Source organism: Novosphingobium naphthalenivorans NBRC 102051 (genome assembly GCF_001590985.1).
GTDB classification, from domain to species: domain Bacteria; phylum Pseudomonadota; class Alphaproteobacteria; order Sphingomonadales; family Sphingomonadaceae; genus Novosphingobium; species Novosphingobium naphthalenivorans.
The window spans coordinates 1-23,444 of sequence record NZ_BCTX01000031.1 but is presented as its reverse complement, the minus strand read 5'-3'; the positions used below and the strand labels follow the sequence as shown (position 1 = coordinate 23,444).

20 protein-coding genes are annotated in these 23,444 nt (G+C 66.5%); 8 read left to right on the top strand and 12 right to left on the bottom strand.

Going from position 1 to position 23,444, the window contains the following annotated elements; genetic code table 11:
- Positions 1–8 precede the first annotated feature (8 nt).
- Positions 9–728: a CoA transferase subunit A gene (locus tag NN5_RS11725; RefSeq protein WP_067734285.1), complete on the bottom strand. Its 720-nt coding sequence runs from the start codon at positions 726–728 to the stop codon at positions 9–11.
- Positions 729–986: 258 nt separating this feature from the next.
- On the opposite strand from NN5_RS11725, the gene NN5_RS11720 reads away from it, so the two are divergent.
- From NN5_RS11720 to NN5_RS11710, 3 genes are all read left to right on the top strand, one after another.
- Positions 987–1,868, top strand: a complete 882-nt coding sequence (locus NN5_RS11720; protein WP_067734284.1) for a LysR family transcriptional regulator — start codon at positions 987–989, stop codon at positions 1,866–1,868.
- Between the two features lie 119 nt (positions 1,869–1,987).
- Positions 1,988–2,770 carry a universal stress protein gene (locus tag NN5_RS11715; protein WP_067734283.1) on the top strand — a complete coding sequence of 261 codons (783 nt, stop codon included), beginning with the start codon at positions 1,988–1,990 and terminating at the stop codon, positions 2,768–2,770.
- A gap of 573 nt (positions 2,771–3,343) precedes the next feature.
- Entirely contained in the window at positions 3,344–5,659 is a 2,316-nt protein-coding gene (locus NN5_RS11710; RefSeq protein ID WP_067734282.1) for a CDC48 family AAA ATPase, read from the top strand.
- A gap of 44 nt (positions 5,660–5,703) precedes the next feature.
- Here the strand turns inward: NN5_RS11710 and NN5_RS11705 are convergent, their stop codons facing one another.
- The 4 genes from NN5_RS11705 to polA all read right to left on the bottom strand — a co-directional run bounded on the left by NN5_RS11705 (position 5,704) and on the right by polA (position 12,025).
- Positions 5,704–6,492: a glutaminyl-peptide cyclotransferase gene (locus tag NN5_RS11705; protein WP_067734281.1), complete on the bottom strand. Its 789-nt coding sequence runs from the start codon at positions 6,490–6,492 to the stop codon at positions 5,704–5,706.
- A gap of 67 nt (positions 6,493–6,559) precedes the next feature.
- Complete coding sequence (locus NN5_RS11700) at positions 6,560–7,852, bottom strand: DUF3422 domain-containing protein (protein ID WP_067734280.1); 1,293 nt, start codon at positions 7,850–7,852, stop codon at positions 6,560–6,562.
- A gap of 99 nt (positions 7,853–7,951) precedes the next feature.
- Positions 7,952–9,091, bottom strand: coding sequence for a mechanosensitive ion channel family protein (locus tag NN5_RS11695; protein ID WP_067734279.1), 1,140 nt, complete (start codon positions 9,089–9,091; stop codon positions 7,952–7,954).
- A 93-nt stretch (positions 9,092–9,184) separates the two neighbouring features.
- Positions 9,185–12,025, bottom strand: a complete 2,841-nt coding sequence (polA, locus tag NN5_RS11690) for a DNA polymerase I (RefSeq protein ID WP_067734278.1) — start codon at positions 12,023–12,025, stop codon at positions 9,185–9,187.
- A 207-nt stretch (positions 12,026–12,232) separates the two neighbouring features.
- On the opposite strand from polA, the gene NN5_RS11685 reads away from it, so the two are divergent.
- Positions 12,233–12,556 (top strand): hypothetical protein, encoded by a 324-nt coding sequence (locus NN5_RS11685; RefSeq protein ID WP_067734277.1) that lies wholly within the window; start codon positions 12,233–12,235, stop codon positions 12,554–12,556.
- A gap of 138 nt (positions 12,557–12,694) precedes the next feature.
- Here the strand turns inward: NN5_RS11685 and bla are convergent, their stop codons facing one another.
- The 4 genes from bla to NN5_RS11665 form a co-directional block, all read right to left on the bottom strand.
- Positions 12,695–13,693, bottom strand: a complete 999-nt coding sequence (gene bla, locus NN5_RS11680) for a class A beta-lactamase (protein WP_067734315.1) — start codon at positions 13,691–13,693, stop codon at positions 12,695–12,697.
- Between the two features lie 337 nt (positions 13,694–14,030).
- On the bottom strand, positions 14,031–15,674 hold the full coding sequence (gene groL, locus NN5_RS11675; RefSeq protein ID WP_067734276.1) for a chaperonin GroEL: 1,644 nt from the start codon (positions 15,672–15,674) through the stop codon (positions 14,031–14,033).
- Positions 15,675–15,719: 45 nt separating this feature from the next.
- Positions 15,720–16,004 (bottom strand): co-chaperone GroES, encoded by a 285-nt coding sequence (locus NN5_RS11670; protein WP_039288438.1) that lies wholly within the window; start codon positions 16,002–16,004, stop codon positions 15,720–15,722.
- 177 nt (positions 16,005–16,181) lie between these two features.
- Positions 16,182–17,561, bottom strand: coding sequence for an MATE family efflux transporter (locus NN5_RS11665; RefSeq protein WP_067734275.1), 1,380 nt, complete (start codon positions 17,559–17,561; stop codon positions 16,182–16,184).
- Between the two features lie 231 nt (positions 17,562–17,792).
- Between NN5_RS11665 and NN5_RS25840 the strand changes: the two genes are divergently transcribed.
- Entirely contained in the window at positions 17,793–18,308 is a 516-nt protein-coding gene (locus tag NN5_RS25840) for a c-type cytochrome (protein ID WP_067734274.1), read from the top strand.
- A 107-nt stretch (positions 18,309–18,415) separates the two neighbouring features.
- Here NN5_RS25840 and NN5_RS11655 read toward each other — a convergent pair whose 3' ends face one another.
- Both NN5_RS11655 and NN5_RS11650 read right to left on the bottom strand, forming a co-directional pair.
- On the bottom strand, positions 18,416–19,033 hold the full coding sequence (locus NN5_RS11655; RefSeq protein ID WP_067734273.1) for a hypothetical protein: 618 nt from the start codon (positions 19,031–19,033) through the stop codon (positions 18,416–18,418).
- 78 nt (positions 19,034–19,111) lie between these two features.
- Positions 19,112–19,978, bottom strand: a complete 867-nt coding sequence (locus NN5_RS11650; protein ID WP_245656427.1) for an NTP transferase domain-containing protein — start codon at positions 19,976–19,978, stop codon at positions 19,112–19,114.
- Between the two features lie 183 nt (positions 19,979–20,161).
- Between NN5_RS11650 and NN5_RS11645 the strand changes: the two genes are divergently transcribed.
- Genes NN5_RS11645 through NN5_RS11635 form a run of 3 tightly spaced genes read left to right on the top strand, consistent with a single transcriptional unit; the run spans position 20,162 to position 22,096 of the window.
- On the top strand, positions 20,162–21,649 hold the full coding sequence (locus NN5_RS11645; RefSeq protein WP_067734272.1) for a helicase HerA domain-containing protein: 1,488 nt from the start codon (positions 20,162–20,164) through the stop codon (positions 21,647–21,649).
- A 58-nt stretch (positions 21,650–21,707) separates the two neighbouring features.
- On the top strand, positions 21,708–21,893 hold the full coding sequence (locus tag NN5_RS11640) for a DUF4169 family protein (protein ID WP_067734271.1): 186 nt from the start codon (positions 21,708–21,710) through the stop codon (positions 21,891–21,893).
- Positions 21,893–22,096 carry a hypothetical protein gene (locus NN5_RS11635; protein WP_067734270.1) on the top strand — a complete coding sequence of 68 codons (204 nt, stop codon included), beginning with the start codon at positions 21,893–21,895 and terminating at the stop codon, positions 22,094–22,096. The genes NN5_RS11640 and NN5_RS11635 overlap by 1 nt, the downstream gene beginning before the upstream one ends.
- 169 nt (positions 22,097–22,265) lie before the next feature.
- Here the strand turns inward: NN5_RS11635 and NN5_RS11630 are convergent, their stop codons facing one another.
- The gene (locus NN5_RS11630; protein WP_067734269.1) at positions 22,266–23,366 is read right to left on the bottom strand and encodes an NAD(P)/FAD-dependent oxidoreductase; all 1,101 of its coding nucleotides are present in this window, start codon (positions 23,364–23,366) and stop codon (positions 22,266–22,268) included.
- Between the last annotated feature and the right edge of the window lie 78 nt (positions 23,367–23,444).

Sequence of the window (23,444 nt, the reverse complement as noted above, 5' to 3'; positions counted from 1 at the left end):
ACCAAACATTAGACAGCCTCCCTCTCGCGCGTCGTCACGAATTCGATCTTCTTGTCGTAGGGCGCGCCCAGCACGAGGCGCTGGACGTAGACGCCGGGCAAGTGGATGGTGTCGGGATCAAGCGAGCCGGTCGGCACGATCTCTTCCACTTCGACCACGCAGACCTTGCCGCACGTGGCGGCGGGCACGTTGAAGTTGCGCGCGGTCTTGCGGAAGATCACGTTGCCGCTCTCGTCCGCTTTCCACGCCTTCACCAGCGCGAGATCGGCGAAGATGCCCTGTTCGAGGACGAATTCCTCAGGCCCGCTACGGCCTTCCATCACCTTGGTTTCCTTGCCCTCGGCGATCTGGGTGCCGACGCCGGTCTTGGTGTAGAAGCCGGGAATGCCCGCGCCGCCCGCGCGCATCCGCTCGGCCAGCGTGCCTTGCGGGCAGAATTCCACTTCCAGCTCACCGGAAAGGTACTGGCGCTCGAACTCCTTGTTCTCGCCCACGTAGGACGAGATCATCTTCTTCACCTGCTTGGTGCGCAGCAGCTTGCCGATGCCTTCGTTGTCGATGCCGGCATTGTTCGAGGCAAAGGTCAGGTCCTTCACGCCCGAATCGCGCACGGCGTCGAGCAGGCGCTCGGGAACGCCGCAAAGGCCGAAGCCGCCGCTGGCGATCAGCAGGCCGTCCTTGAGCAGGCCGTCGAGCGCGGCCTCGGCGCTGGGATAGAGCTTGTTCATGAGTCTCCCTTCCGGATTTCCGCGCGAGCCTAGACACAGTCTTTGATTACGAATAGCGATTATTTTTTATCGAATTTGATAAGCAATGATGATGAAATTGAAAGAGCTTCCTTCCCCCTCCTCTTCACAGGAGGGGAGCGAGACTTGGGCTTGCATGGCAAGTCCTGGTCGCAGCGGGGTGGTGCGGGTGCGCCACGCGGCTATTGAAGCCCGCCACCACCCCCCGGCCCCCTCCTCTCAAGAGGAGGAGGAGATTCGATGAAACGGATCGCGCTCTTCCATCTTGAAACGCTGATGTGGATCGACCGGCTCGGCACTTTCGGCGCCGCCGCGCAGCGGCTCAACACCACGCAGCCCGCCATCTCGGCCCGCGTGCGCGAAATCGAGCAGCAACTGGGCGTTGCCCTGTTCCAGCGCGAGGGACGGCGCATGGTGCTGACCGCGCGCGGACGGCGGCTCGTCCAGGCCAGCGAACCGCTGTGCCGGAGCCTCGAACAAGTCCTTCTGGAGGCCAGCGACTATGCCGGCGCCACCGGCGCCGTACGCATCGGTTCGGGCGAGATCGCCGCGGCAAGCTGCCTGCCCGCCTTCATCCAGACGATCGAACGCGAAAGGCCCGGCGTGACGATGGAGATCGAGCTCGATCTGACCGCCCGCCTCCTGCAGCACCTGCTCGCCGGCACGCGCGATATCGTGTTCCTGGCCGGGCCCGTCGCCAGCCCCGGCATGAGGACCGCGCCGATCGGATCGGTCGAGCTGGTCTGGGTGGCCGGCGCCGCAGTCGCCGAAGCGGGCGGTTTTTCCCGGCCGCTGCCGGTCTGGTCGCTGCCCGATCACTCGCCGCTCCATGCCGTGACGCTGGCGACGCTGGAAGCCGAAGGCCTTGCCGCGCCCGCCCTGCACACCTGCAACAACGTGCGCACGCTGATCGAGATCGTCACCAACGGCACCGGCGCGGCCGTGCTGCCGGAAACCATGGTGCGCAAGCAGCTGGCCGCCGGGACCTTGCGCGAAGTGCTGCCCCGCCCGCGCCATACCGTCCATTTCGAGGCCGCCATCCGCACCCGCGAGCGCGACCCGGTGATCCTCGACCTGTTCGCGCGCGCGGCGCGGCTGGAGATCGATGCCCCAGCGCCCTGACCTCTGGAAAAGCCGGGCAACTCCAATAAAATAGCACGGCCTGCGGCGATGGTTGATCTTTGTCATGGCCATTGCGCGCCCAATGGTTACTTTCGGCCTGTCAGAGGGAGAAACTGATAATGCGCTCGATTCTCGTCAACGCCGACCGCAAGCCGGGCAACGATGCCCGGATCGAGACGGCACTCGATATCGCCCGCCGGTTCAACGGGCACCTCAGCGTGCTCGTGGATACGCCGGTGACCCGCTACATCGCCATGGACCCGATGGGTGGCAGCTATGTCATTTCCGATGCGCTGGAAGAAGCGCGCAAGGAAGACGATGAAGCTGCGGCCAAGTTCGAGGCCCGCATGGCGCGCGATGACGTGCCGTTCGACATCCTGCGCAGCGAGGACGATCCGGTAAGCGCCCTCGCCAATGCCGCGCGGCTGGCCGATCTCGTCGTGCTCTCGCGCTCGGGCGGATTTGCCGGCGAACTCGCGCTTGCCTCGAACACGCCAGTCCTGGCGCTCTCCGACAATGCGAAGCTGGAAATGCCCGTCCGCCGCGCCTGCATTGCCTGGGACGGCAGCGAACAGGCCGCCTCGGCCCTGCGCGCCTCGGTTCCGCTGCTCGATAGCTGTCAGGTGGTGAAAGTGATCTCGGTGATCGAAAAGCCGGGCGGTTTCCCCGCCACCGACGCGCTTCGCTATCTCTCGCGCCACGGCATCCATGCCGAGTTCGAAGAGCACGAACGGCGCGGGTCGACCGAAGAGACGCTGGCCATTGCCGTGACTCAGGCCCACGCCGAACTGCTGGTGATGGGCGCCTACGGCAAGAGCCGGATGCGCGAATTCCTGTTCGGCGGGGTGACGGCCTACTTCCTGGACGAAGCCAACGGACCCGCGCTGCTTCTCGCTCATTGAACCGCGCGCCGTCTATGCCGGCCGGGTTGCGTTAGGATTTCGGGCCAAAGTTTCGGGCCAAGGTTTCGGGTGGGCGGCAGGCCTGCCCGTAGCCATTTGTTTTCCGGGCGAAAAACACTCAGCTAGATTAGCGAATTTCGCGATGCAGCAGTTAACGCCCTGCATAGCGCCCGGCCGGTTCTTCCGGCTTGAATTGCACGCAAGCGAAAATCCGAATCGTCTTTCACAATTTACGGATTTCCGGGGTTTGCAGCCGATACCCGCCGGGTAGTTTGGTTCCTTGCAACCTAAGTTGTGTTTTTTGCAATCGCACTTCGCCATTTCGCACTTGCACAAAACCCGGCTCATAGGCATACAGAGAGTGCCTTTCAGGCATCCTCTCCCAAAACTTTCACAGCCCGGTCGGCAACGACCGGGCTTTTTTCTTGGGCAGCAGATGGTGTCCCGGGCATGGACCGCGCCCGGCCAGCCGCGCCTCCGTTTGAAATCCCGCACAGTCATACCTAGCTCCTTCTGGCACAAGCGCCGAGAGCCGCTTCGCGGTTCGAGGCCCATCGGCCGGAAAGGAACGACATGGCGGACGGGGATACCCAGCTGGAAGAGCGCACGGTGAAGCTGCAGGTCGCAGCGGCCCGGCAGGAAGAGAGCGGCCAGGGCATCGCCCGCCTCTCGCGCGCCTCGCTTTCGGCCATCGGCGCCATGGAAGGCGACGTTCTGGAAATCACCGGCAAGTCGGTGACGGTGGCCCGCGCCGTCCTCGCTTTCGAGGAGGACGAGGGGCTTTCCCTTATTCGCCTCGACGGCCTCCAGCGCGGCAATGCCGAAGTCGGCTCGGGCGATCACGTTACTGTCCGCAAGGCCGAATCGCGCGCTGCCCAGCGCGTGGTCTTCGCGCCCGCGCAGAAGGACATGCGCCTGCAAGGCCCGCCGGGCGCGCTCAAGCGCAATTTCTTCGGGCGACCGATGGTGCAGGGCGATCTCATCGCCACCACCGGCCAGCAGCAGGTGGCGGACATCCCGCCGCAGCTTCGCCGTATGTTCAACGCGCCCGCCTATGCGCTGACGCAGATCCGCCTCAACGTCGTCTCGACCACGCCGCGCGGCATCGTCCACATCGACGAGAACACCGAAGTCGAACTGCGCGAGACCTTCGAGGAAGCGCAGGACGCGCGCGGCGACGTCAATTACGACGACGTCGGCGGCATGAGCGACACCATCCGCCAGCTGCGCGAAATGGTGGAACTGCCGCTGCGCTATCCCGAACTGTTCACCCGCCTCGGCGTCGCCCCGCCCAAAGGCGTGCTGCTCCACGGCCCGCCGGGAACCGGCAAGACCCGTCTGGCCCAGGCCGTCGCCAACGAGAGCGAAGCCAACTTCTTCTCGATCAACGGCCCGGAGATCATGGGATCGGGCTATGGCGAGAGCGAGAAGCACTTGCGCGAAGTGTTCGAGGAAGCGACCAAGGCCGCGCCCGCGATCGTCTTCATCGACGAAATCGACTCGATCGCCCCCAAGCGCGACCAGGTCCACGGCGAGGCGGAAAAGCGCCTTGTCGCGCAGCTCCTCACGCTGATGGACGGGCTCAACAGCCGCGCCCACGTGGTCGTCATCGCCGCCACCAACCGGCCCGATGCCATCGACGAGGCGCTGCGCCGCCCCGGCCGCTTCGACCGCGAGATCGTGATCGGCGTGCCCGACGAATCAGGCCGCCGCGAGATCCTCGCCATCCACACCCGCGGTATGCCGCTGGGCGAGAAAGTGGACCTCAGGGAACTGGCCCGCACCACCCACGGCTTCGTCGGCGCCGACCTTGCCGCGCTCACCCGCGAAGCCGCGATCGAGGCGGTGCGCCGGATCATGCCGCAGCTCGATCTGGAAGCGCGCACGATCCCGGCCGAAGTGCTCGAAAGCCTCTCGGTCACGCGTGAGGACTTCATCGAGGCACTGAAGCGCGTCCAGCCTTCGGCGATGCGCGAAGTCATGGTGCAGGTGCCGAACATCGGCTGGGCCGATATCGGCGGGCTGGACGAGGCGCAGCGCACGCTCAAGGAAGGCATCGAACTCCCACTGAAGAACCCGGAGGCGTTCCACAAGCTGGGCATCCGCCCGGCCAAGGGCTTCCTGCTCTACGGACCGCCCGGCACTGGCAAGACGCTGCTGGCCAAGGCGGTGGCCAAGGAAGCCGAGGCGAACTTCATCTCGATCAAGTCGTCGGACCTCCTCAGCAAGTGGTACGGCGAGAGCGAGCAGCAGATCGCCCGGCTCTTCGCCCGCGCCCGGCAGGTCGCGCCCTGCGTGGTGTTTATCGACGAGATCGACAGCCTCGTGCCCGCCCGCGGCATGGGCGGCGGCATGGGCGAACCGCAAGTGACCGCCCGCGTGGTCAACACCATCCTGGCCGAAATGGACGGGATGGAGGAACTGCAGTCGGTCGTCCTCGTCGGCGCCACCAACCGCCCGGCGCTGGTCGATCCGGCGCTGCTGCGCCCCGGCCGCTTCGACGAGCTGGTCTATGTCGGCACGCCGGACACTGCCGGGCGCGAGCACATCCTGGGCATCCACACCGCCAGGATGCCGCTGGCCGAAGACGTTGCCCTGGGCACGATCGCCGACCGCACGCAGCGCTTCACCGGCGCCGATCTGGAAGACGTGGTCCGCCGCGCCGGCCTGATCGCCATCCGCAAGCGCGGCGCCGAAGTGGAAAGCGTGACCATGGCCGATTTCGACGACGCCCTCGAAGACAGCCGCGCCACCGTGACCGAGGAGATGGAAGCCGAATACGCGAAGATGAAAGGCGAACTGAAAAAGCGCGCCATGGAAGTCTCGCCGATCGGCTTCATCACCCCGGGCATGGTCGAAAGCACCCGCGACAAGAAGCACGGGGATTGACGCGGCAAGGGCGCCGTCTTGCGGCGGCCCCCTTGCGCATCATCCTATTTCCCGCAGTCGGGCACGACTTCGAACAGCTTCGTCCAGTTCTTGCCCGTCACGAAAATGCGCTTGCCTGCCGGGTCATAGGCAATGCCGTTGAGGACCGCGTCGTAGCCGCTGGCCCCCGCCTCGTCGCCGAGGCCGGTGAAATCGATCCACGCTGTGACATGGCCCGTCGCCGGATCGATCCGGGCGATGCGGTCGGTCAGCCAAACGTTGGCCCAGATCTCCCCGCCGATCCATTCCAGTTCGTTGAGCCTGCGCACCGGCTTTCCGTCATCGGTGACCGCGAGCGTGCCGGTCTGCGCCATCGTTTCCGGATCGCGCAGGCGCAGGCTGGAGGAACCGTCGCTCTGGTAGATCGTGCCGTCATGGATGGTCATCGCCCAGCCCTCGCCCGCGTAATGGAAGTAGCCGAGCTGTTTCAGCGTCTTGGCATCCCAGCGGTAGCCCAGCCCGTCGCGCCAGGTGAGACTGATGATCTGGTTCTTCCAGAGCACGATGCCCTCGCCGAACAGCGTGGGATCGATCCGCGTCTCCACCAGGGGCGCGGTATCCGCCAGATCGCGCTTGAAGATGCGCGAATCGCCCAGCTTGCCCGTGCTCTCGAACAAAGCGCCATCCGCGTAGAACAGGCCCTCGGTGAAAGCCGTGGGATCGTGGGGATAAGTCTTGACCACATGGTAGCCGCAAACCGGCGCCTGGGCCTGTGCGGCCGGCACGCCAGGACAAGCGCAGAAAAGAAAAGCGGCAAGGCCGCTCCAGCTGAGGGGGGGAAGCAGGCGGATCATCGCTATCGCAGGTGGCAAAATTCCGGGCGTGCGGCAAGCGTCCCGCAGTACGCCTGCCAGCCGCGTATCACCCATGCCCGCCCAGCACCCGCCGCTTCAAATGGTGGATGCCCAGCCACATGCTGCCGACCACGACCGGCACCAGCGCCATGTCGATCACCGGCACCGGCAGACCCGGCCAGATCTCCTCCAGCCCCTTCAGCATGTAGGACACGAGGCTGATGCCGTAATAGCTGAGCGCCACGACGGAGAAGCCTTCCACCAGTTGCTGCAATCGCAGCTGCATCGTGGCGGACTGCTCCATCGAACGCAGCAGCCGGGCGTTCTGGTTCTCGATCCGCGTCTCGATCCGGGTGCGCAGCAGCGCGGCGAAGCGGGCGGCGCGCAAGCTCAGCTCGCTTTCCCGGCGCACATGCGCGGCACATGTGCGCACGGCGGGCAGCAGGCGCCGCTGGGTGAAATCGGCCAGCGAGGGGAAGCCCCGGACCGGCTGCGGCGCGACATCGGCCAGCCGCTCTTCCGCCAGCCGGGCATAAGCCGCCGTGGCGCTCATCCGGTAACTGGCAGCCGTGGCCACCCGCATCAGATCGAGCGAGAGCTGCGAGACCTTTTCGAGCAGCATGTCGTCGGTCATCTGCGGCAGCGCGACATCGGCGGCCAAGGCCGCCAAGGCCTGTTCGATGCGATTGAGATCGTCCCAGTGCGCCTGCGCCACCGGCAGGCCGAGCAGGGCCAGATTGCGGTAATTGCCCAGTTCCTGCAGCCGCTGGACCAGCCGGGAGAGATCGCCGCCGGTCACGTCCCCGGCGGCCACCAGCAGGCACCCCAGGCCGCCCGCGCCGATGCGGAAATCGGACCAGATGCGCGCCGCGCCCTGCGGCCCTACCCGGCAACTGACCACGTCCATGTCCGTCATGCCGAGGCGCGGCAGCACGGCTTCGGCGCCGGCTTCGTCGGGCACGATCAGGATGCGCGTGGCGCGGATCACTTCGCCGGGCAAGGCCTCCGCCCAGGCCAGCGCCGCAGCCGAAGCGGGATCGGCGGAGGCCAGATCGGCGGAGTTCAAATCGGCAGGGTCGGGCGGCATCGGCAGGAACAGCGTGATCGCGCTGGCCTCGCTATGCCGTTCCCACACGAAAGGGACACTGCCCGCCAGCGTACCGGAGGCATGGCGGGGATTGTCGGCTTCGTCCAGCGCTCCGGCCGGCAGGCCCGCCAGAGCCGCCGCTTCCGCTTCGCGGGCCTCGCCCGGAACCAGCCGCAGGATCTGCACCAGCAACATCGGCGCGGCCAGTTCGGGCCAGCGCCGCAAGTGCATTTCGCTCACCATCTGGCGGCGCAAGGGATGTTCAAACCGCATCGAAGGCCATCCTCACCGGTCTGCTGTCAGACCCAGCATAGAGCCCGGCGGCCGGTGGGAAAGCACAATCCTATCCGGCTCAGGATTGGCGTGCCCGGCTCAGGACTGGCCGGATCGCCCTTCGCCCGCTTCGGCGATCGCCTCGGCCATCGAAGGACCGGCCGCCAGTTCCACCGGGGCCACCGGCAGCGTGCGGCGGCGGACCAGCGCTTCGGGCATTTCGCGGCGGATCCAGGCCAGCACGCCTTCGCGCATGGCGCAGCGCAGATCGAACAGATCGCCCGAATTGGCCGCCGTCATCAGCAGGCGCACCTCGATCGTCTCGTTCGACATATCCGTCACCTGCACGCCCTGCGCGCGCTTGTCCCAGCGGGGATCGGCCTGGACCTGCCGTTCGAATTCGGCCCGGACCGGCGCCACGTCCGCGCCATGGTCGAGGTAGAGCATGACTGTCCCGGTGAGCTGTGCGCTCTGCTTGGTCCAGTTCTGGAAGGTGTTCTCCAGAAAGGTGTTCGACGGCACGATCAGGCGGCGCTCGTCCCAGATCTTCACGATCACGTAAGTCGTGCGGATATCCTCGATCCGGCCCCATTCGCCATCGATGATGACGACATCGTCGATCGCGATCGGCTCGGTCATGGCCATCTGGAAGCCGCTGATCAGCGCCTTGAGCGCCGGCTGCGCGGCAGCGCCGACGGCCAGCGCGGCAAGCCCGGCCGACGCCATCAGGGTAATGCCGATCTGCCGCACGCCGGGGATCGCGAAGAGCATCAGCGCCACGGTGATGAAGACGATCACGAAAGTGCCGATGCGGCTGAGGATGGCCAGGCGCGTGCGCCGCCGCCGGGCATTGCGGTTGTCGGCCACGGTGATGTCGTTGCGGACCATCATCGCGTCGACAAAACTGCGCAGCAATGCCAGCACGATCCAGCCGAGCAGGAAAGGCATGACGAAGCCGGAAACCTTGTCCCAGGCCACTTGCAGCGCGGACGTCTCGCGCGCGGCATAGGCCACGCCCAGCGCGATGAAGGCATAGCGGGCGGGCCGGGCCAGGCGCTTGACCAGAATGTCGTCGGCCTCGCTCAGGCTGCCGCGGGCCACCTTGCGCAGCACCCGGAACAGCACGCGATGGGCAATCAGGGCCACGACGATGCCGATCACCGCCGCCAGCGCGCCGGTCATCAACTGTTCGGCCCATGTGGGCAGGCGCCCGGTGAAGTGTTCGATCCAGTCAGCCATGGCGCCTATGGTATGGCACCCGCGCCCAGATTCAACCGCCAGATTGGCCGCCAGATTGGCCGCCAGCTTGACCGGCAGCAGCCATGCCTCGCGTCAATGCGCCGCGCCCCAGCTCGGTCCCGAGCCGATTTCCACGCCGAGCGGCACGTCCAGCGTCACGGCGGGCTGCGCCGCTTCGGCCATGACCCGTTCGATCACGGGCGAGGCCGCGGCGACATCGCCCTCGGGCAGTTCGAAGACGAGTTCGTCGTGCACTTGCAGCAGCATACGGACATGGCCGAGTCCGGCATCGGCCAGCGCGGAGGTCATGCGGGCCATGGCGCGCTTGATGATGTCGGCGCTGGTGCCCTGGATCGGCGCGTTGATCGCGGCGCGTTCAGAGCCCTGCCGCTCGGCGCCGTTCTTCGAATTGATGCGCGGGAACCAGGTCTTGCGGCCGAACAGCGTTTCCGAATAGCCGCGCTCGCGCACGTGTTCGAGCGTGTGGACAATGTACTTCTGGATGCCCGGGAAGCGCTCGAAATAGCGGTCGATCATCGCCTGCGCCTCATCCGCCCCGACGCCGAGCCGGCCCGCGAGGCCCCAGCGCGAAATGCCGTAGAGGATCGCGAAATTGATCGTCTTGGCGCGCCCGCGCGTATCGCGATCGACGGTGCCGAACATCTCGGTCGCGGTGCGCGCGTGGATGTCCTCGCCGTTGGCGAAAGCTTCTTTCAGGCTGGGCACGTCGGCCATGTGCGCGGCGAGGCGCAGTTCGATCTGCGAATAGTCGGCGGAGAGCAGGACGTTGCCGGGCTCGGCGACGAAGCAGTCGCGGATCTGGCGGCCGATCTCGGTGCGGACCGGGATGTTCTGCAGGTTGGGATCGGTCGAGGACAAGCGCCCGGTCTGCGCGCCGACAAGGCTGTAGCTGGTGTGGACGCGCCCGGTATCGGGATTGATCGCCGCCTGCAGCGCCTCGGTATAAGTCGAGCGCAGCTTCGAAAGCTGGCGCCATTCGAGCACTTTGTTGGCGAGCGGCGCGCCTTCGTCGGCCAGCCGTTCGAGCACTGACTGGTCGGTGGAATACTGGCCGGACTTACCCTTCTTGCCGCCCTTGTAGCCAAGCTTGTCGAACAGGATATCGCCCAGCTGCTTGGGGCTGCCGATGGTGAATTCCTGCCCGGCGAGGCCATGGATCTCGCCTTCGAGCGCGCCGATCGCCTCGGCGAACTGGCTGGAGAGGTGCGCCAGCCGGTCGCGGTCGACCTTGATGCCGTGGCGTTCCATCTGCGCGACGATCGGGATCAGCGGCCGGTCGACCCGCTCGTAGATGCGGGTGCCGCCTTCCTCGGCCAGACGCGGCCGCAGCAGCGCGTGAAGGCGCCAGGTCACATCCGCGTCCTCAGCGGCGTAATGCGTTGCCTTGTCGAGCGGGACTTCGCCGAAGGGGATCGCCTTCTTGCCGGTGCCGCACACGTCCTTGAAGGCCATCGGCTTGTGGCCGAAGTGCCGCTCGGACAGCTCGTCCATGCCGTGACCGCCGCCGATCCCGTCCGCCGAGCGCCCGGCATCGAGGCAGAAGCTTTCGATCATCGTATCGTCGATCGGCGAAACCATGATGCCATAGCGCGCCAAGACGTTGAGGTCGTACTTGATGTTCTGCCCGATTTTCAGCACCGCATCGTCTTGCAATAGCGGCTTCAGCAGCGCGATCGCCGTGTCCAGCGGCACCTGCTCGGGCTTTTCCGCGAACATGTCCGACCCCCCGTGGCCGAGCGGGATATAGCAGGCATCGTTGGGGCCCAGCGCCAGACTGACACCCGTCAGGTCCGCGCGCATGGCATCGAGCGCGGAGGTTTCAGTATCGACCGCCAGCAAGTGCGCGGCATGGGCGCGGGTGATCCAGCGTTCGAGCGCCTCGACCGTCTGCACGCATTCGTAAGCGGCATAGTCCACCGCCGGCATCTCGGGCAGCGGCTGGCGCGCGGCGCCCTCGCCCGGCCCGGCCGCCGCCGTGACGGGCTTGGCCGGATGAAGCTGGGTCGCCCGCTCGGGGCTGCCGTGCCCGCCGTCGAGCCGCTTGAGCAGGCTGGTGAAGCCGTGCTTGCCGAGGAACGCCGCAAGCGGATCAGGCGGGATGGCGTCGAGCTTCAGATCGTCCAGCGCCATCGGCAGCGCGCAGTCTTCCTTGAGCGTCACCAGAACCTTGGACAGCCGCGCCTGTTCGGCCTGTTCGATCAGGCGTTCCTGCAGCTTGGACTTCTTCATGTCCGGCGCGGCGGCGAGCGCGGATTCGAGATCGCCGTAGTCCTGGATCAGCTTGGTCGCGGTCTTGGGGCCGACGCCGAAAACGCCGGGCACATTGTCGACCGAATCGCCCATCAGCGCGAGCACGTCGCCCACCTTCTCGGGCGGGACGCCGAACTTTTCCATGACCTCGGGAATGTCGATCCGCTGGTTCTTCATGGTGTCCAGCATGTCGACCTTGCCGCCGCCGGTCTCGCACGTGCCGACAAGCTGCATCAGGTCCTTGTCGGACGAGACGATCGTCACGTCCCACCCCTGCAGGGCGGCAGCGCGGGCATAGGAGGCGATCAGGTCGTCTGCTTCGTATCCCACCTCCTCGATGCAGGGCAGCGAAAAGGCGCGGGTGGCATCGCGCACCAGCGGGAACTGGGGCTTCAGATCCTCGGGCGGAGGCGGACGGTTGGCCTTGTAGTCCTCGTAGATCTCGTTGCGGAACGACTTGCCGCTGGCATCGAGAATCACGGCCAGATGCGTCGGGCCATCGGCCTTGTGGAGATCGTCGGCAAGCTTCCACAGCATCGTCGTATAGCCATAGACGGCGCCCACCGGCGTGCCTTCCGGATCGGTCAGCGGCGGCAGGCGGTGATAGGCGCGGAAAATATAGGCCGAACCGTCGACGAGGTAGAGATGCTGCTTGGGCTCCATGGCACCAGCCCTAGCAGCGCCGGGGCGGGCCGTCAGCATGGGAGAATGCAAAAACGGGGAACCGCCCGCCGTCCACTGCGTTTGGGCCCCTATGCTTGAAACGCCGCGGCCACATCATTAATCGTCACGCCCGGCCCGTTCACGAGGCTGCAAAGCTGACGCGACGTTTCGCCGTCAGATCAACTCGCAACGAGGGAATACTGAAAGATGCGCAAGATCCTTATCGCCACCGCCGCCATCGGCGCCCTTTCGCTGGCTGCCTGCTCGCAGAAGACGGCCGATACCACCGAGGACGCCGCTTCCTCTGCCGCCGATGACATGGGCGCCATGGCCACGCAGGCCGCCGACACGGTGAACGACGCCAGCGATGCCGCGGCAGCCGCAGCCAGCAATGCCGGCGATGCCGTGAAGGATGCCGCTTCGGATGCGAAGGACGCCGCTGAAAACGCCGCCGACGCTGCCCAGGCTGCCGCCAACGACGCCGCCAGCGAACTGGCGGACCACACCGACGGCGATTCGAAGACCAACTGAGGCACCAAGGTCGGGGTCCCCGCGCCAAAGCGCATCCCCGGCCTTTTCCTCACCGCCAACAGAAAAGCGCCCCGAACCGTTCGGGGCGCTTTTCTGTTGGGCTGCTGCCTGCTTTTCCGCCGGGAGGCGGGGCCGGTGTCAGCGCGATGCGGTGTGGCGGTAGGTCGGGCCTTCGGCCAGATAGCCGCTGTAGATGGTGCGGGCGATGCTGGCGATGCGCGCTTCGCGGTTGGGGCGGCTGCCCTGGCCTGTCACGTAGATGGCCACGGCGAACACGCGGCCGTCGGGCGCCTCGATAATGCCGATGTCGCTTGAGGTGTTGTGGAGCGAGCCGGTCTTGTGCAGGACCTGCACGTCCTCGGGCAGGCCCGCGCGGATACGGCGCTTGCCGGTGAGGCAGCGGCTCATCGTGTCGAGCAGCGTCTGGCGGCTCGACGGGCTCAGCCACTTGCCCTGATAAATGCCGCTCAGCAGCTTGACCATGGCCAGCGGCGTGGCGCTGTCACGCTTGTCGACCACCTTGGCCGGATCGATGGCGCCATCGTCACGCACCAGGGTCGCGATATCGCGGTCGATATGCCAGTCCTCGATCCCGGCGCGGCGCACCCAGGCATTGACGGCATCGGGGCCGCCGACGACCTTGAGCAGCGCGTCGGTCGCGTAGTTGTTCGACCGGGTGAGCATCAGTTCGAGCAGCTTGCCCGCGCTCATGTAAGCGCCGGGACGAACCGGTGCGACCGCGGTCGAAAACGGCGCCGACTGTACCGGGATCATCATCGGAAATTCGCTGGTCAGGCTCCACTTGCCCTGATCGACGCCTTCAAGGAACGTCGCGGCGATGGCGACCTTGCTGGTGCTGGCCATCGGGAAGCGCTGATCGCCCAGCACATCGACTTCGCGCCCGGTCGCCAGATCGAGAGCGGCGACGCCGATGCGGCCCTGCGAAGCCTCGGCAACCGAGGCAAGACGCTGGCCCAGCGGCGAGGAATAGGTGCGCGGGCCGCGCAGTTCGGTGCCGAATACCGAATCGAAAGTATTCTGGACTTCGACGACCTGCTGGGTCGGCTGCGCCATCGGCGCGAGCTGCCCTGCCTGCGCGGAATTGCCCGCCAGCGAGACAGCGGCCGTGACAGCCATCAGTCCGATGAAACGCCTGGTGCCGGCACGGCACCGCGAGATAAGGTTATCTGCCCCGGTCATGCGTCCCTGTTATAGTCCCGTCCGTGTTCCCTGCAGGTTAACGCCGCAGTGACAAAAAACCACCCCGGCGCGACGAATTGCAGGGCGCTTGCGGTAATTACCGTAATCGGCACGTTCGTTTCACCAATCAGACCGATTCAAACGCGGTCTGCTCACGAAATCCCCATGCGGCGAATCGCGGCCCCGGCCGCTCGGGCAAACCGGGTCGGACATGCAAAAGGGCCGGGGATCGCTCCCCGGCCCTTCGCATTTCGTCGGTTGGACAATGAGAGGCTTAGAAGCCGCCCATGCCGCCCATGCCGCCCATGTCGGGCATTGCCGGCATGGCGGGCTTGTCGTCCGGCTTTTCGCCGATCGCCGCTTCGGTGGTGATCAGCAGGCCAGCAACCGAAGCCGCATCCTGCAGCGCGGTGCGCACGACCTTGGTCGGGTCGATGACGCCAGCGGCGACCAGGTTCTCATAGACGTCGGTCGAGGCGTTGAAGCCCAGCGTCTCGTCCGAACCGTCGAGCAGCTTGCCAGCGACAACCGCGCCGTCGAAGCCGGCGTTCTCGGCGATCTGCTTGACCGGAGCCGAAATCGCCTTGCGGACGATATCGATGCCGCGGGTCTGGTCGTCGTTCACGCCGGTCAGGCCATCGAGAGCCTTGGTGGCGTAGAGCAGCGCCGTGCCGCCGCCCGGGACGATGCCTTCCTCAACCGCAGCGCGGGTCGCGTGGAGGGCGTCATCGACGCGGTCCTTGCGCTCCTTCACTTCGACTTCGGTGGCACCGCCGACCTTGATCACGGCCACGCCGCCAGCGAGCTTGGCAAGGCGTTCCTGCAGCTTCTCGCGGTCGTAGTCCGAAGTGGTGACTTCGATCTGCGAACGGATCTGCTCGACGCGGGCCTTGATCTCGTCGGCCGAACCGGCGCCATCGACGATCGTGGTGTTGTCCTTGTCGATCGTGACCTTCTTGGCCTGGCCGAGCATGCCGACAGTCACGTTCTCAAGCTTGATGCCGAGGTCTTCCGAAACCATCTCACCGGCGGTCAGCGTGGCGATGTCGCCCAGCATGGCCTTGCGGCGGTCGCCGAAGCCCGGAGCCTTGACGGCAGCAACCTTGAGGCCGCCGCGCAGCTTGTTGACGACGAGCGTGGCCAGAGCCTCACCCTCGATGTCCTCGGCGATGATGAGGAGCGGACGGCCCGACTGCACCACGGCTTCGAGGATCGGCAGCATCGACTGCAGGTTCGAGAGCTTCTTCTCGTGGATCAGGATGTAGGGGCTGTCGAGCTCGACCGTCATCTTGTCCGGGTTGGTGACGAAGTACGGCGAGAGGTAGCCGCGGTCGAACTGCATGCCTTCGACGACATCGAGTTCGAATTCGAGACCCTTGGCCTCCTCGACAGTGATGACGCCTTCCTTGCCGACCTTTTCCATCGCCTCGGCGATCTTCTCGCCGACTTCGGTGTCACCGTTGGCCGAGATGATGCCGACCTGGGCGATTTCCGAAGTGCCGGCAACGGCCTTCGAACGCGCCTTGATGTTCTCGACGACCTTGCCGACGGCGAGATCGATGCCGCGCTTGAGGTCCATCGGGTTCATGCCGGCCGCAACCGACTTCATGCCTTCGCGAACGATCGCCTGGGCCAGAACGGTAGCAGTGGTGGTGCCGTCACCGGCCGCGTCGTTGGCCTTCGAGGCCACTTCGCGCAGCATCTGGGCGCCCATGTTCTCGAACTTGTCCTTGAGTTCGATTTCCTTGGCGACCGAAACACCGTCCTTGGTGATGCGGGGGGCGCCGAAGCTCTTTTCGATCACGACGTTGCGGCCCTTGGGGCCCAGCGTGACCTTCACGGCATTGGCGAGAGTGTCGACACCGGCGAGAATGCGCTCACGGGCGTCGCGCGAGAACTTTACGTCCTTGGCTGCCATTGTAGAATTCCTTTTAGAATATCAGATGGATGAGTGCGAACGATCTCAGGCGATGACGCCGAGGATGTCGCTTTCCTTCATGATCAGCAGGTCTTCACCGTCGACCTTGACTTCGGTGCCGGACCACTTGCCGAACAGCACGCGATCGCCGACCTTGACGTCGAGCGCCTGCACCTTGCCATCGACCACGGCGCCGTTGCCGGCAGCCACGATTTCACCCTCGGCGGGCTTTTCCTTGGCGCTGTCAGGAATGATGATGCCACCGGCCGTCTTTTCTTCAGCCTCGACGCGGCGCACGAGAACTCGGTCGTGCAGCGGACGGAATGCCATGGGATTCTCCCTTATCCTACGAACAGAAAACTGGGATTGGCACTCTAAGCTCCTGAGTGCCAACGGGCGCGGATATGGTCTTCGCCCCCAAGAGCGTCAAGCGCTTCCGGCCTAAAAAATTTCGATGTCATACTGCCGCGCGGTGAGCCGGTCCCGATGCGGGACAGGCAACCGCAATCAGGCCAGGGCAGGCCCGGAAAAGCGGTCGCGGCGGTGCCAGCGCGCGATCAGCAACACGGCCGCGACCGTCAGCCCCACCGCGAGTCCGATCCACACGCCGACTCCGCCGAGCGGCGTGAACAGGCCCAGCGCCACGGACGTCGCGAAGCCGGCCAGCCAGTAGCCGATCAGGGCGATCAGCATCGGCACCCGGGTATCCTGAATGCCGCGCAGCACTCCGGCCACGACCGCCTGCAACCCGTCCGAAAGCTGGAAAATCGCCGCGATGAACAGATAGCTCAGCGCATAGCCGGTCATGGCCGCATTGGCCGGATCCGAAACGTCGACATAGGCCGAAAGGATCAGCCGGGGCATCGTGAACATGGCCAGCGCAGACACGCTCATGAACGCCATGCTGACTGCGACCGAGGCCCAGCCCGCATGGCCCACGCCCTCGCGATTGCCCGCGCCATAGTGATAGCCGACGCGGATCGTCGCCGCCTGGCCGATGCCGAACGGCACCTGGAACGCGAAGGCGGCGATCTGCAGCGCCACCGTATGCGCGGCGAGCTGAGCCTCGCCGACGCGGCCCATCACGAAAGCGGCGCCGCTGAACAGGCCGCCCTCGGCAATCAGCGTGCCGGAAATCGGCAGGCCCAGCACCAGCATCCGGCCCAGCCGCTGCCACTCGGGCCGCCACCAGCGGCCGAAAATATGGAAACGGCGCAAGTTGCGATCGGTGAAGATGGCCGCGACATAGGCCAGCACCGTGCTCGATGCGGTAATGATGCTGGCCAGCGCCGCGCCGGTCAGCTCCAGCCGGGGCGCGCCGAAATGGCCGAACACCAGGGCATAGTCGCCGGCGATGTTCACCAGGATCGAAAGCGCCGTGATCACGGTCGCGAACACCGGGCGCCCCAGCGCCGAAACGAACGTGCGCAGCACATTGGCCACGGCCATCGGCAGCATCGCCACCGAAAGGATGCCGAGGAACTTGCCGCCCTCCCGCGCCAGCTCGGGGTCCTGACCGGTGGCCAGCATGAATTCGGTGGCGAACTGGCACAGGCCGATCCCCGCCAGCCCCAGCGCCACCGCCAGCCAGAGCGCCATCCGCGTGGAGCGGCGCACTTCGCGCACGGCATTGCTGCGCCGGCCGATGTCAGCCGCGATCAACGGGGCGCAGGCGCCGGTCACGCCGTTGAGCCCCATCATCAGCACCGCGATCAGCGCCACGGCCAGGCTCGATGCCGCAAGCGCCTGCTGCCCCAGCCGGGCGACGAACATCACGTCGGTCGCGAAAACCGCCATCTGCAGCAGGTTCGCCAGCGCCAGCGGCCCGGCAAGATGCAGGGTCGCGCGCAATTCGGCGCGGAAGGCATGAGAGACGGCGGCGGACATGGCGCGCGGAGCCCTAGGGGCAATGCCGCGCGTGCGAAAGCAGTTTCACGCATCCCATCCCGGCAACCCATTCCGGCATACGGACATTCGCTGCGCCGGACAGGATACCAAAGCGCGCTTTCACCAGACGCAAACGGCCTCGATTTTTTTGCAATCCGGTATTTGCGCTGGATCAGCAAACTGCAATAGCTCCCGCTCTACCGGGACATTCGGGTTCGAGGAGGAAGACACATGCATTTCAGGAATCTGGCCGTCATTGCGCCGTTTGCGCTGCTGGCCGCATGCGGCGGCTCGGATTCGGGCAAGGACACGGCCGCCGCCACGCCCGAGACCGATGCTCCCGCCGCCACCGAGGCTCCGGCCCCCGCCGCTGAAGCCCCCGCGGCTGAGGCACCGGCGCCCGTCGCTGCCGCGTCCCCCGCGGCCGAAGCCAGCCCGGCGCCAACCGTCGCGGCCGCTGCGGCCCCTGCCGCTTTCGCCGTGTGCCGCGCGTGCCACTCGGTGGAGCCGGGCAAGAACGGCGTCGGCCCGACTCTGTTCGGCATCGTCGGCAGCACCGCCGGTGAAGTGCCGAACTACGCGTTCAGCCCGGCGCTCAAGAAATCCGGCATCGTCTGGAACCGCGAGAAGCTCGACACCTGGCTGCAGGGCCCGATGAAGATGGTGCCCGGCACCAAGATGGTCATCACCGTGCCCGACGCCGCCAAGCGCAAGGAACTCATCGACTATCTCGAAACGCTGAAATAGCCGCAGCCAATACGAGAAAGGGGCGGCGCCGGACTGCATACGGCGCCGCCCCCTCGACCGTCATTCCAAGGGGGCGGGGGAATGACGGAGGACCGGCGGAACCGGCGTCAGACTTTCTCGCCGGGCGCCACGGGCTGTACTGCGGGTTTTTCCGCCTTCGCCGGGATCGCATGGTTGTTCGGCTGCGCGGCATCGCAGGCATCCGAGGCGGCCTTGGTCAGCTTGGGAGCGGCGCCCGAACCATCCGAGCTGTAGGAAACGGTGCGGGTGCAGCCGTTCGCATCGGTTGTCGCGGAATAATAAGTCATGTGCATACCCTTGGGCATGTCACTCGTCACCGTGAAGCCCGGCGCGGCCTGAACGTCGCCGTCATGCACCACGGCATCCTGCTGCATCTGCGCCGCCTGCTGCTGCAGCATTGCGGCGCGCTGCATCATCGCGTGCATGTGCGCATCCATGATCGCGGAGACGCGCTCCATCTCGGCGAAGGGATCGGCCATGACCGGCCCCATCATCGGGATAGCCGCCGGAACCGTGACCTGATCGGCAGGCACGATCTGCACTCTGGGCGCGACGTCACCGGTGTATTGCACCTCGACCACCGAACCATCGGGAGCGTCCAGCTTTACGGTATGAAGTTTCGCCGTCGCGGCCTCGGCCACACCGGCACCCAGCACGGCCAGAACGGCGGCGCCGAGCAGATACTTGCGGGGGGGCATTCGCATTGGGGATATCCTCCTTGGTGACTCGTCCCATTGCGATGAAGGAAGCTGCGCCTTCGAACCTGAACCCCCGATTACGGATCAGCCGCTGCCCGCGACGCGCCGTGCATCCCCGGCGCCGGGACTGGAAATGGCTGGGCCAGAAACGGCAGAGCTGGAAACGGCGGGACTGGCAGAAGCAGCAGGCCCCCGGCTTTCCAGCAGGTCTCGCACGACGGCATAGCTGCGGTCATCATCGACGTCGATCGCCTGCCCGCCGTCACGCAGCACCACCACGCCCAGCCGCAGCCCGAGACGGCGCGAGGCCAGTTCGATGGCCTTGCCCAGCGTGAGCATCCGGCAGCGCATCATCAGCAGGCCGAGCAGGCCCGCCGCGCGCCGGATTCGCGCGCCGCTGCGATCGAGCCCGCCATTGCCGCGAAACACTTCGACCGCACCGATCGCCTCAGGCCCGGACAGGCCATAGACATCGCAAGGCGCATAGTCGCCGTCCCGCAGCGCCAGGAACCGGTGCGGCGCCGAGCGGTGCGCGGCTTCCACACAGTCGCGCGGGGAAAGGGCAATCACGGCATCGGACCCGGCCAAAGCCGCCGCCACGGCGTCGATGGCCTCCACGCTCAGCAGCGCGTGGTCGGCGGTCGTCACCAGCACCGGCCCGTCCCAGCCCTCGACCGCATCGCGCACGCTGTCCGCCAGATTGGCGCGCGCTTCCACCAGCGCGACAGTCCCGCGCCCGGGAAGTCGGGTCAGCACGTCCCATACCGGCCCGAACGCCTCCCGCTCGATGCAGATCGCCAGACTCTCGACTCTGGGATGCAACGAAGCGGTGCGCAGGACATGCGCGATCATCGGCTGCCCGGCGAGGGGGATCAGGCTGCGGTGACTCTGCCCGAAACGCTCGGCCAGCGGATCGGACACATCCTTGTTCTGGCCAGCCAGCACGACCATCCGCAACGCGGGCCCGCTATCGGGCAAGACGGTAAGGCGATTTCCCATCCGGCATGGTTTGCGCAATCATGTGACAAAGGCGTGAAACAGCGGGGCGATTAACAGGGTTTCACGCCCCCAGCCTCTGGAAAAAACCCGCGCGCGCCTTGCGCCGCCCCGCCCGGCTTTGGCAGGAGGCATGCCGTGAGCGCATCCATCGTCATCGGCGACACCCCGCGCGGGGAGCCGATAGAGATCGACATCAAGGAACTTCTCGCGACCCGCCTGCTGGTGCAGGGCAATTCCGGGTCCGGAAAGTCGCACCTGCTGCGCCGCCTGCTCGAAGAGAGCGCCGGGATCGTCCAGCAGGTGGTGATCGACCCGGAAGGGGACTTCGTTTCGCTGGCGGAAGAGTTCGGCCATGTCGTGATCGACGGCGCCGCTTATGGCGAGGCCGAGATCACGCGCCTCGGCGCGCGCATCCGCCAGCACCGCGCCTCGGTGGTGCTCGCGCTCGACGAGCTGGAAATCGACCAGCAGATGAAATGCGCCGCGCAGTTCCTCAACGCGCTGTTCGACGCCCCGCGCGAGCAATGGTATCCGGCGCTGGTGGTGGTCGACGAAGCGCAGATGTTCGCGCCCGCCGCCGCGGGTGAAGTGTCGGAAGAAGCGCGCCGGGTCAGCCTTGCGGCGATGACCAACCTGATGTGCCGCGGCCGCAAGCGCGGCCTTGCCGGGGTGATCGCCACCCAGCGCCTCGCCAAGCTCGCCAAGAACGTCGCGGCGGAAGCCAGCAACTTCCTGATGGGCCGCACCTTCCTCGACATCGACATGGTGCGCGCGGCGGACCTGCTCGGCATGGAGCGCCGCCAGGCCGAGGCGATCCGCGATCTTGCGCGCGGCCAGTTCCTCGGCCTCGGCCCCGCCATCGCCCGCCGTCCGGTGGCGGTGAACATCGGCGCGGTGCGCACCGGGGCCAAGTCGGTGACTCCCGGCCTCGTCCCGCTGCCCACGGCCAGCACCGAGGACATGCGCGAGCTGCTGCACGACAACCTCCACGTCGAGCCCGAGCGCCCGGAATTCCCGCGCCCGGCCCCGCGCGTCGAGGATGCCGAGTCGGTCGCCCGGCGGATCGCCGCCAGCGAGATGCTCGAACCCACCGGCGGTCCGGCCCGCGAGCGCGAGGCCGAACGCCAGCGCGCCGAGGCCGACCCGGAAGAGAATCGCGCCGCCATGGTCGAGATCATGAACACGATGGCGCAGGAGGAAGACTGCACTTTCCAGTCCGCCACCACGCTGTTCCAGGACTTCACCATCCGCTGCCGGATGAAGGGCATTTCGGTGCGCGGGCTCGACGCGACGATGTTCCGCCGCGGCTTCGCCGCCGCCATCGCCGGGATCGAGGACCCGGACGACGAACGCTGGTTCGACCTGCAGAACCTCGCCAAGCACGTGCCCGACGATGCGCTCGCGCCGTTCTACGTGATCGCCCGCGCGGCGATGGACGGCAAGCCCTGCCCCGACGATATCGAACTCGCCAAGATCTACGGCACCAGCAGCCCGCGCCGCGTGCAGCGCCTGCTCGACTATCTCGAAAAGGACGGGCTGATCGTGGTGCGCACCGACTTTTCGGGCAAGCGCTCGGTCGGCCTGCCCGATCTCGGCGTGACAACGGCGGCCGTCGAAGCGTAATATCAATTGTCTGTTCGGCTCACGCCGAATGGCCGGTGCCGCTCCCTAAGGAACCATCATGGCCGAGATCGTCAACCTCAGGATGGCCCGCAAGGCCAAGGCCCGCGCGGCGGACAAGACGCAAGCGGCGGAGAACCGCGCGCTGCATGGCCAGACCAAGGCCGAACGCAAGGCCACCGAGGCCGACGTGGCCCGCCTCACCCGCGCGGTCGAAGGCGCGAAGCGCGACCGGACCGAAGACTGATGCGCACGACCTATCTCGAAGCGACGGTGCGGCTCTATCACCTCGACAGCGGCCCCGAAGGCGGCGCGGCCGAGACGCTGTTCTACGGCCCGCTGGCCGAAGCGATGCAGATCGCCGCCCGCCAGCCGGAAGAGGTACAGGACGGCCTGTTCCTTGCCACCGACAACGACGTGGTCGCCTATCTGGATTTGCTGGAGGGGTAGGACCGGCATTGCGGAACTGCCCAATCCTCCCCCATCGGGGGAGGGGAACCGCCCGCAGGGTGGTGGAGGGGGCTTTGCAAACGCCAGTGTCGCGCCTTTTCGCTCCCCCTCCGTCAGCCACTACGTGGCTGCCACCTCCCCCGATGGGGGAGGATCTGGAGACGTTCGCCTAAACGCCCCCACCCGCCATCGCGGCCACCCGCGCGCCAATCGCCAGCGATGACGTCAGCCCCGGCGATTCGATCCCGAACAGGTTGATCAGGCCGGGCAGGCCATGCGTGTCCTCGCCCTGCAGCACGAAATCGGCGGTGGGCATCCCCGGTCCCGCCAGCTTCGGACGGATACCGGCATAGGCGGGCTGCAGGCGCTCTTCCTCGGCATCTGGCCAGATCCGGCGTGCGGCGGCCAGAAATTCGCCCTTCAGCGCCGGATCGACGGTGTAGTCGATTTCATCGACCCAATGGATGTCCGGCCCGAAGCGCGCCTGTCCGCCGAGGTCGAGCGTGAAATGGGTGCCGAGGCTGGCCGGGCCCGGCACCGGATAGATCAGCCGCGTGAACGGCGCCCGGCCCGAGTACGAAAAATAGCAGCCCTTCGCGTAATGGAGCGGCGGCACCAGCGCCGGGGCGAGCGCCTCGATCGTGCGCGCCAGCGCCTGCGCTCCGAGGCCGGCGGCATTGACGAGCAGTGGCGCCGCCAGCCGCGTCTCGCCCACTTGAACCGTCCAGCGCGATCCGGCTTGCGCGATGGCATCGACCGGTGCTTCGCACACCAGCATGGCGCCGTGCGCCTCGGCCTCGCCGAGCAGCGCCAGCATCAGTTCGTGCTGGTCCACAATGCCGGTCGAGGGCGAATGGACGGCTCCGGCGCACGTCAGCGCGGGCTCGATCGCGCGGGCCTCGTCCGCGCTGAGGCGCACCAGATCGTCCACCCCGGCGGCGGCCCCGCGCGCCATCACCGCGTCAAGCGCGGGAAATTCCGCCTCGCTTTCGGCAATGATGAGCTTGCCGCAACGCCGGTGGGGCACCCCCCGCCTTTCGCAGAAGTCATAGAGCAGATGCCGCCCCTCGACGCAGAGCTGCGCTTTCAGCGATCCGTCGGGGTAATAGAGCCCGGCGTGGATCACCCCGCTGTTGCGCGAGGAAGTGACGGTGCCGAACTGCCGCTCACGCTCCAGGATCATCACCTCGCGGCCCGCCAGCGCCAGGGCCCGCGCTACGGCAAGGCCGACAATCCCTGCCCCGACAACGATCGCATCGACTTCGTCCATGCGCCCTTATTAGAGCCAACAGGACAATATCTGAACACCTTACCCGTTCGTGTCGAGCGAAGTCGAGACGCGCTAATC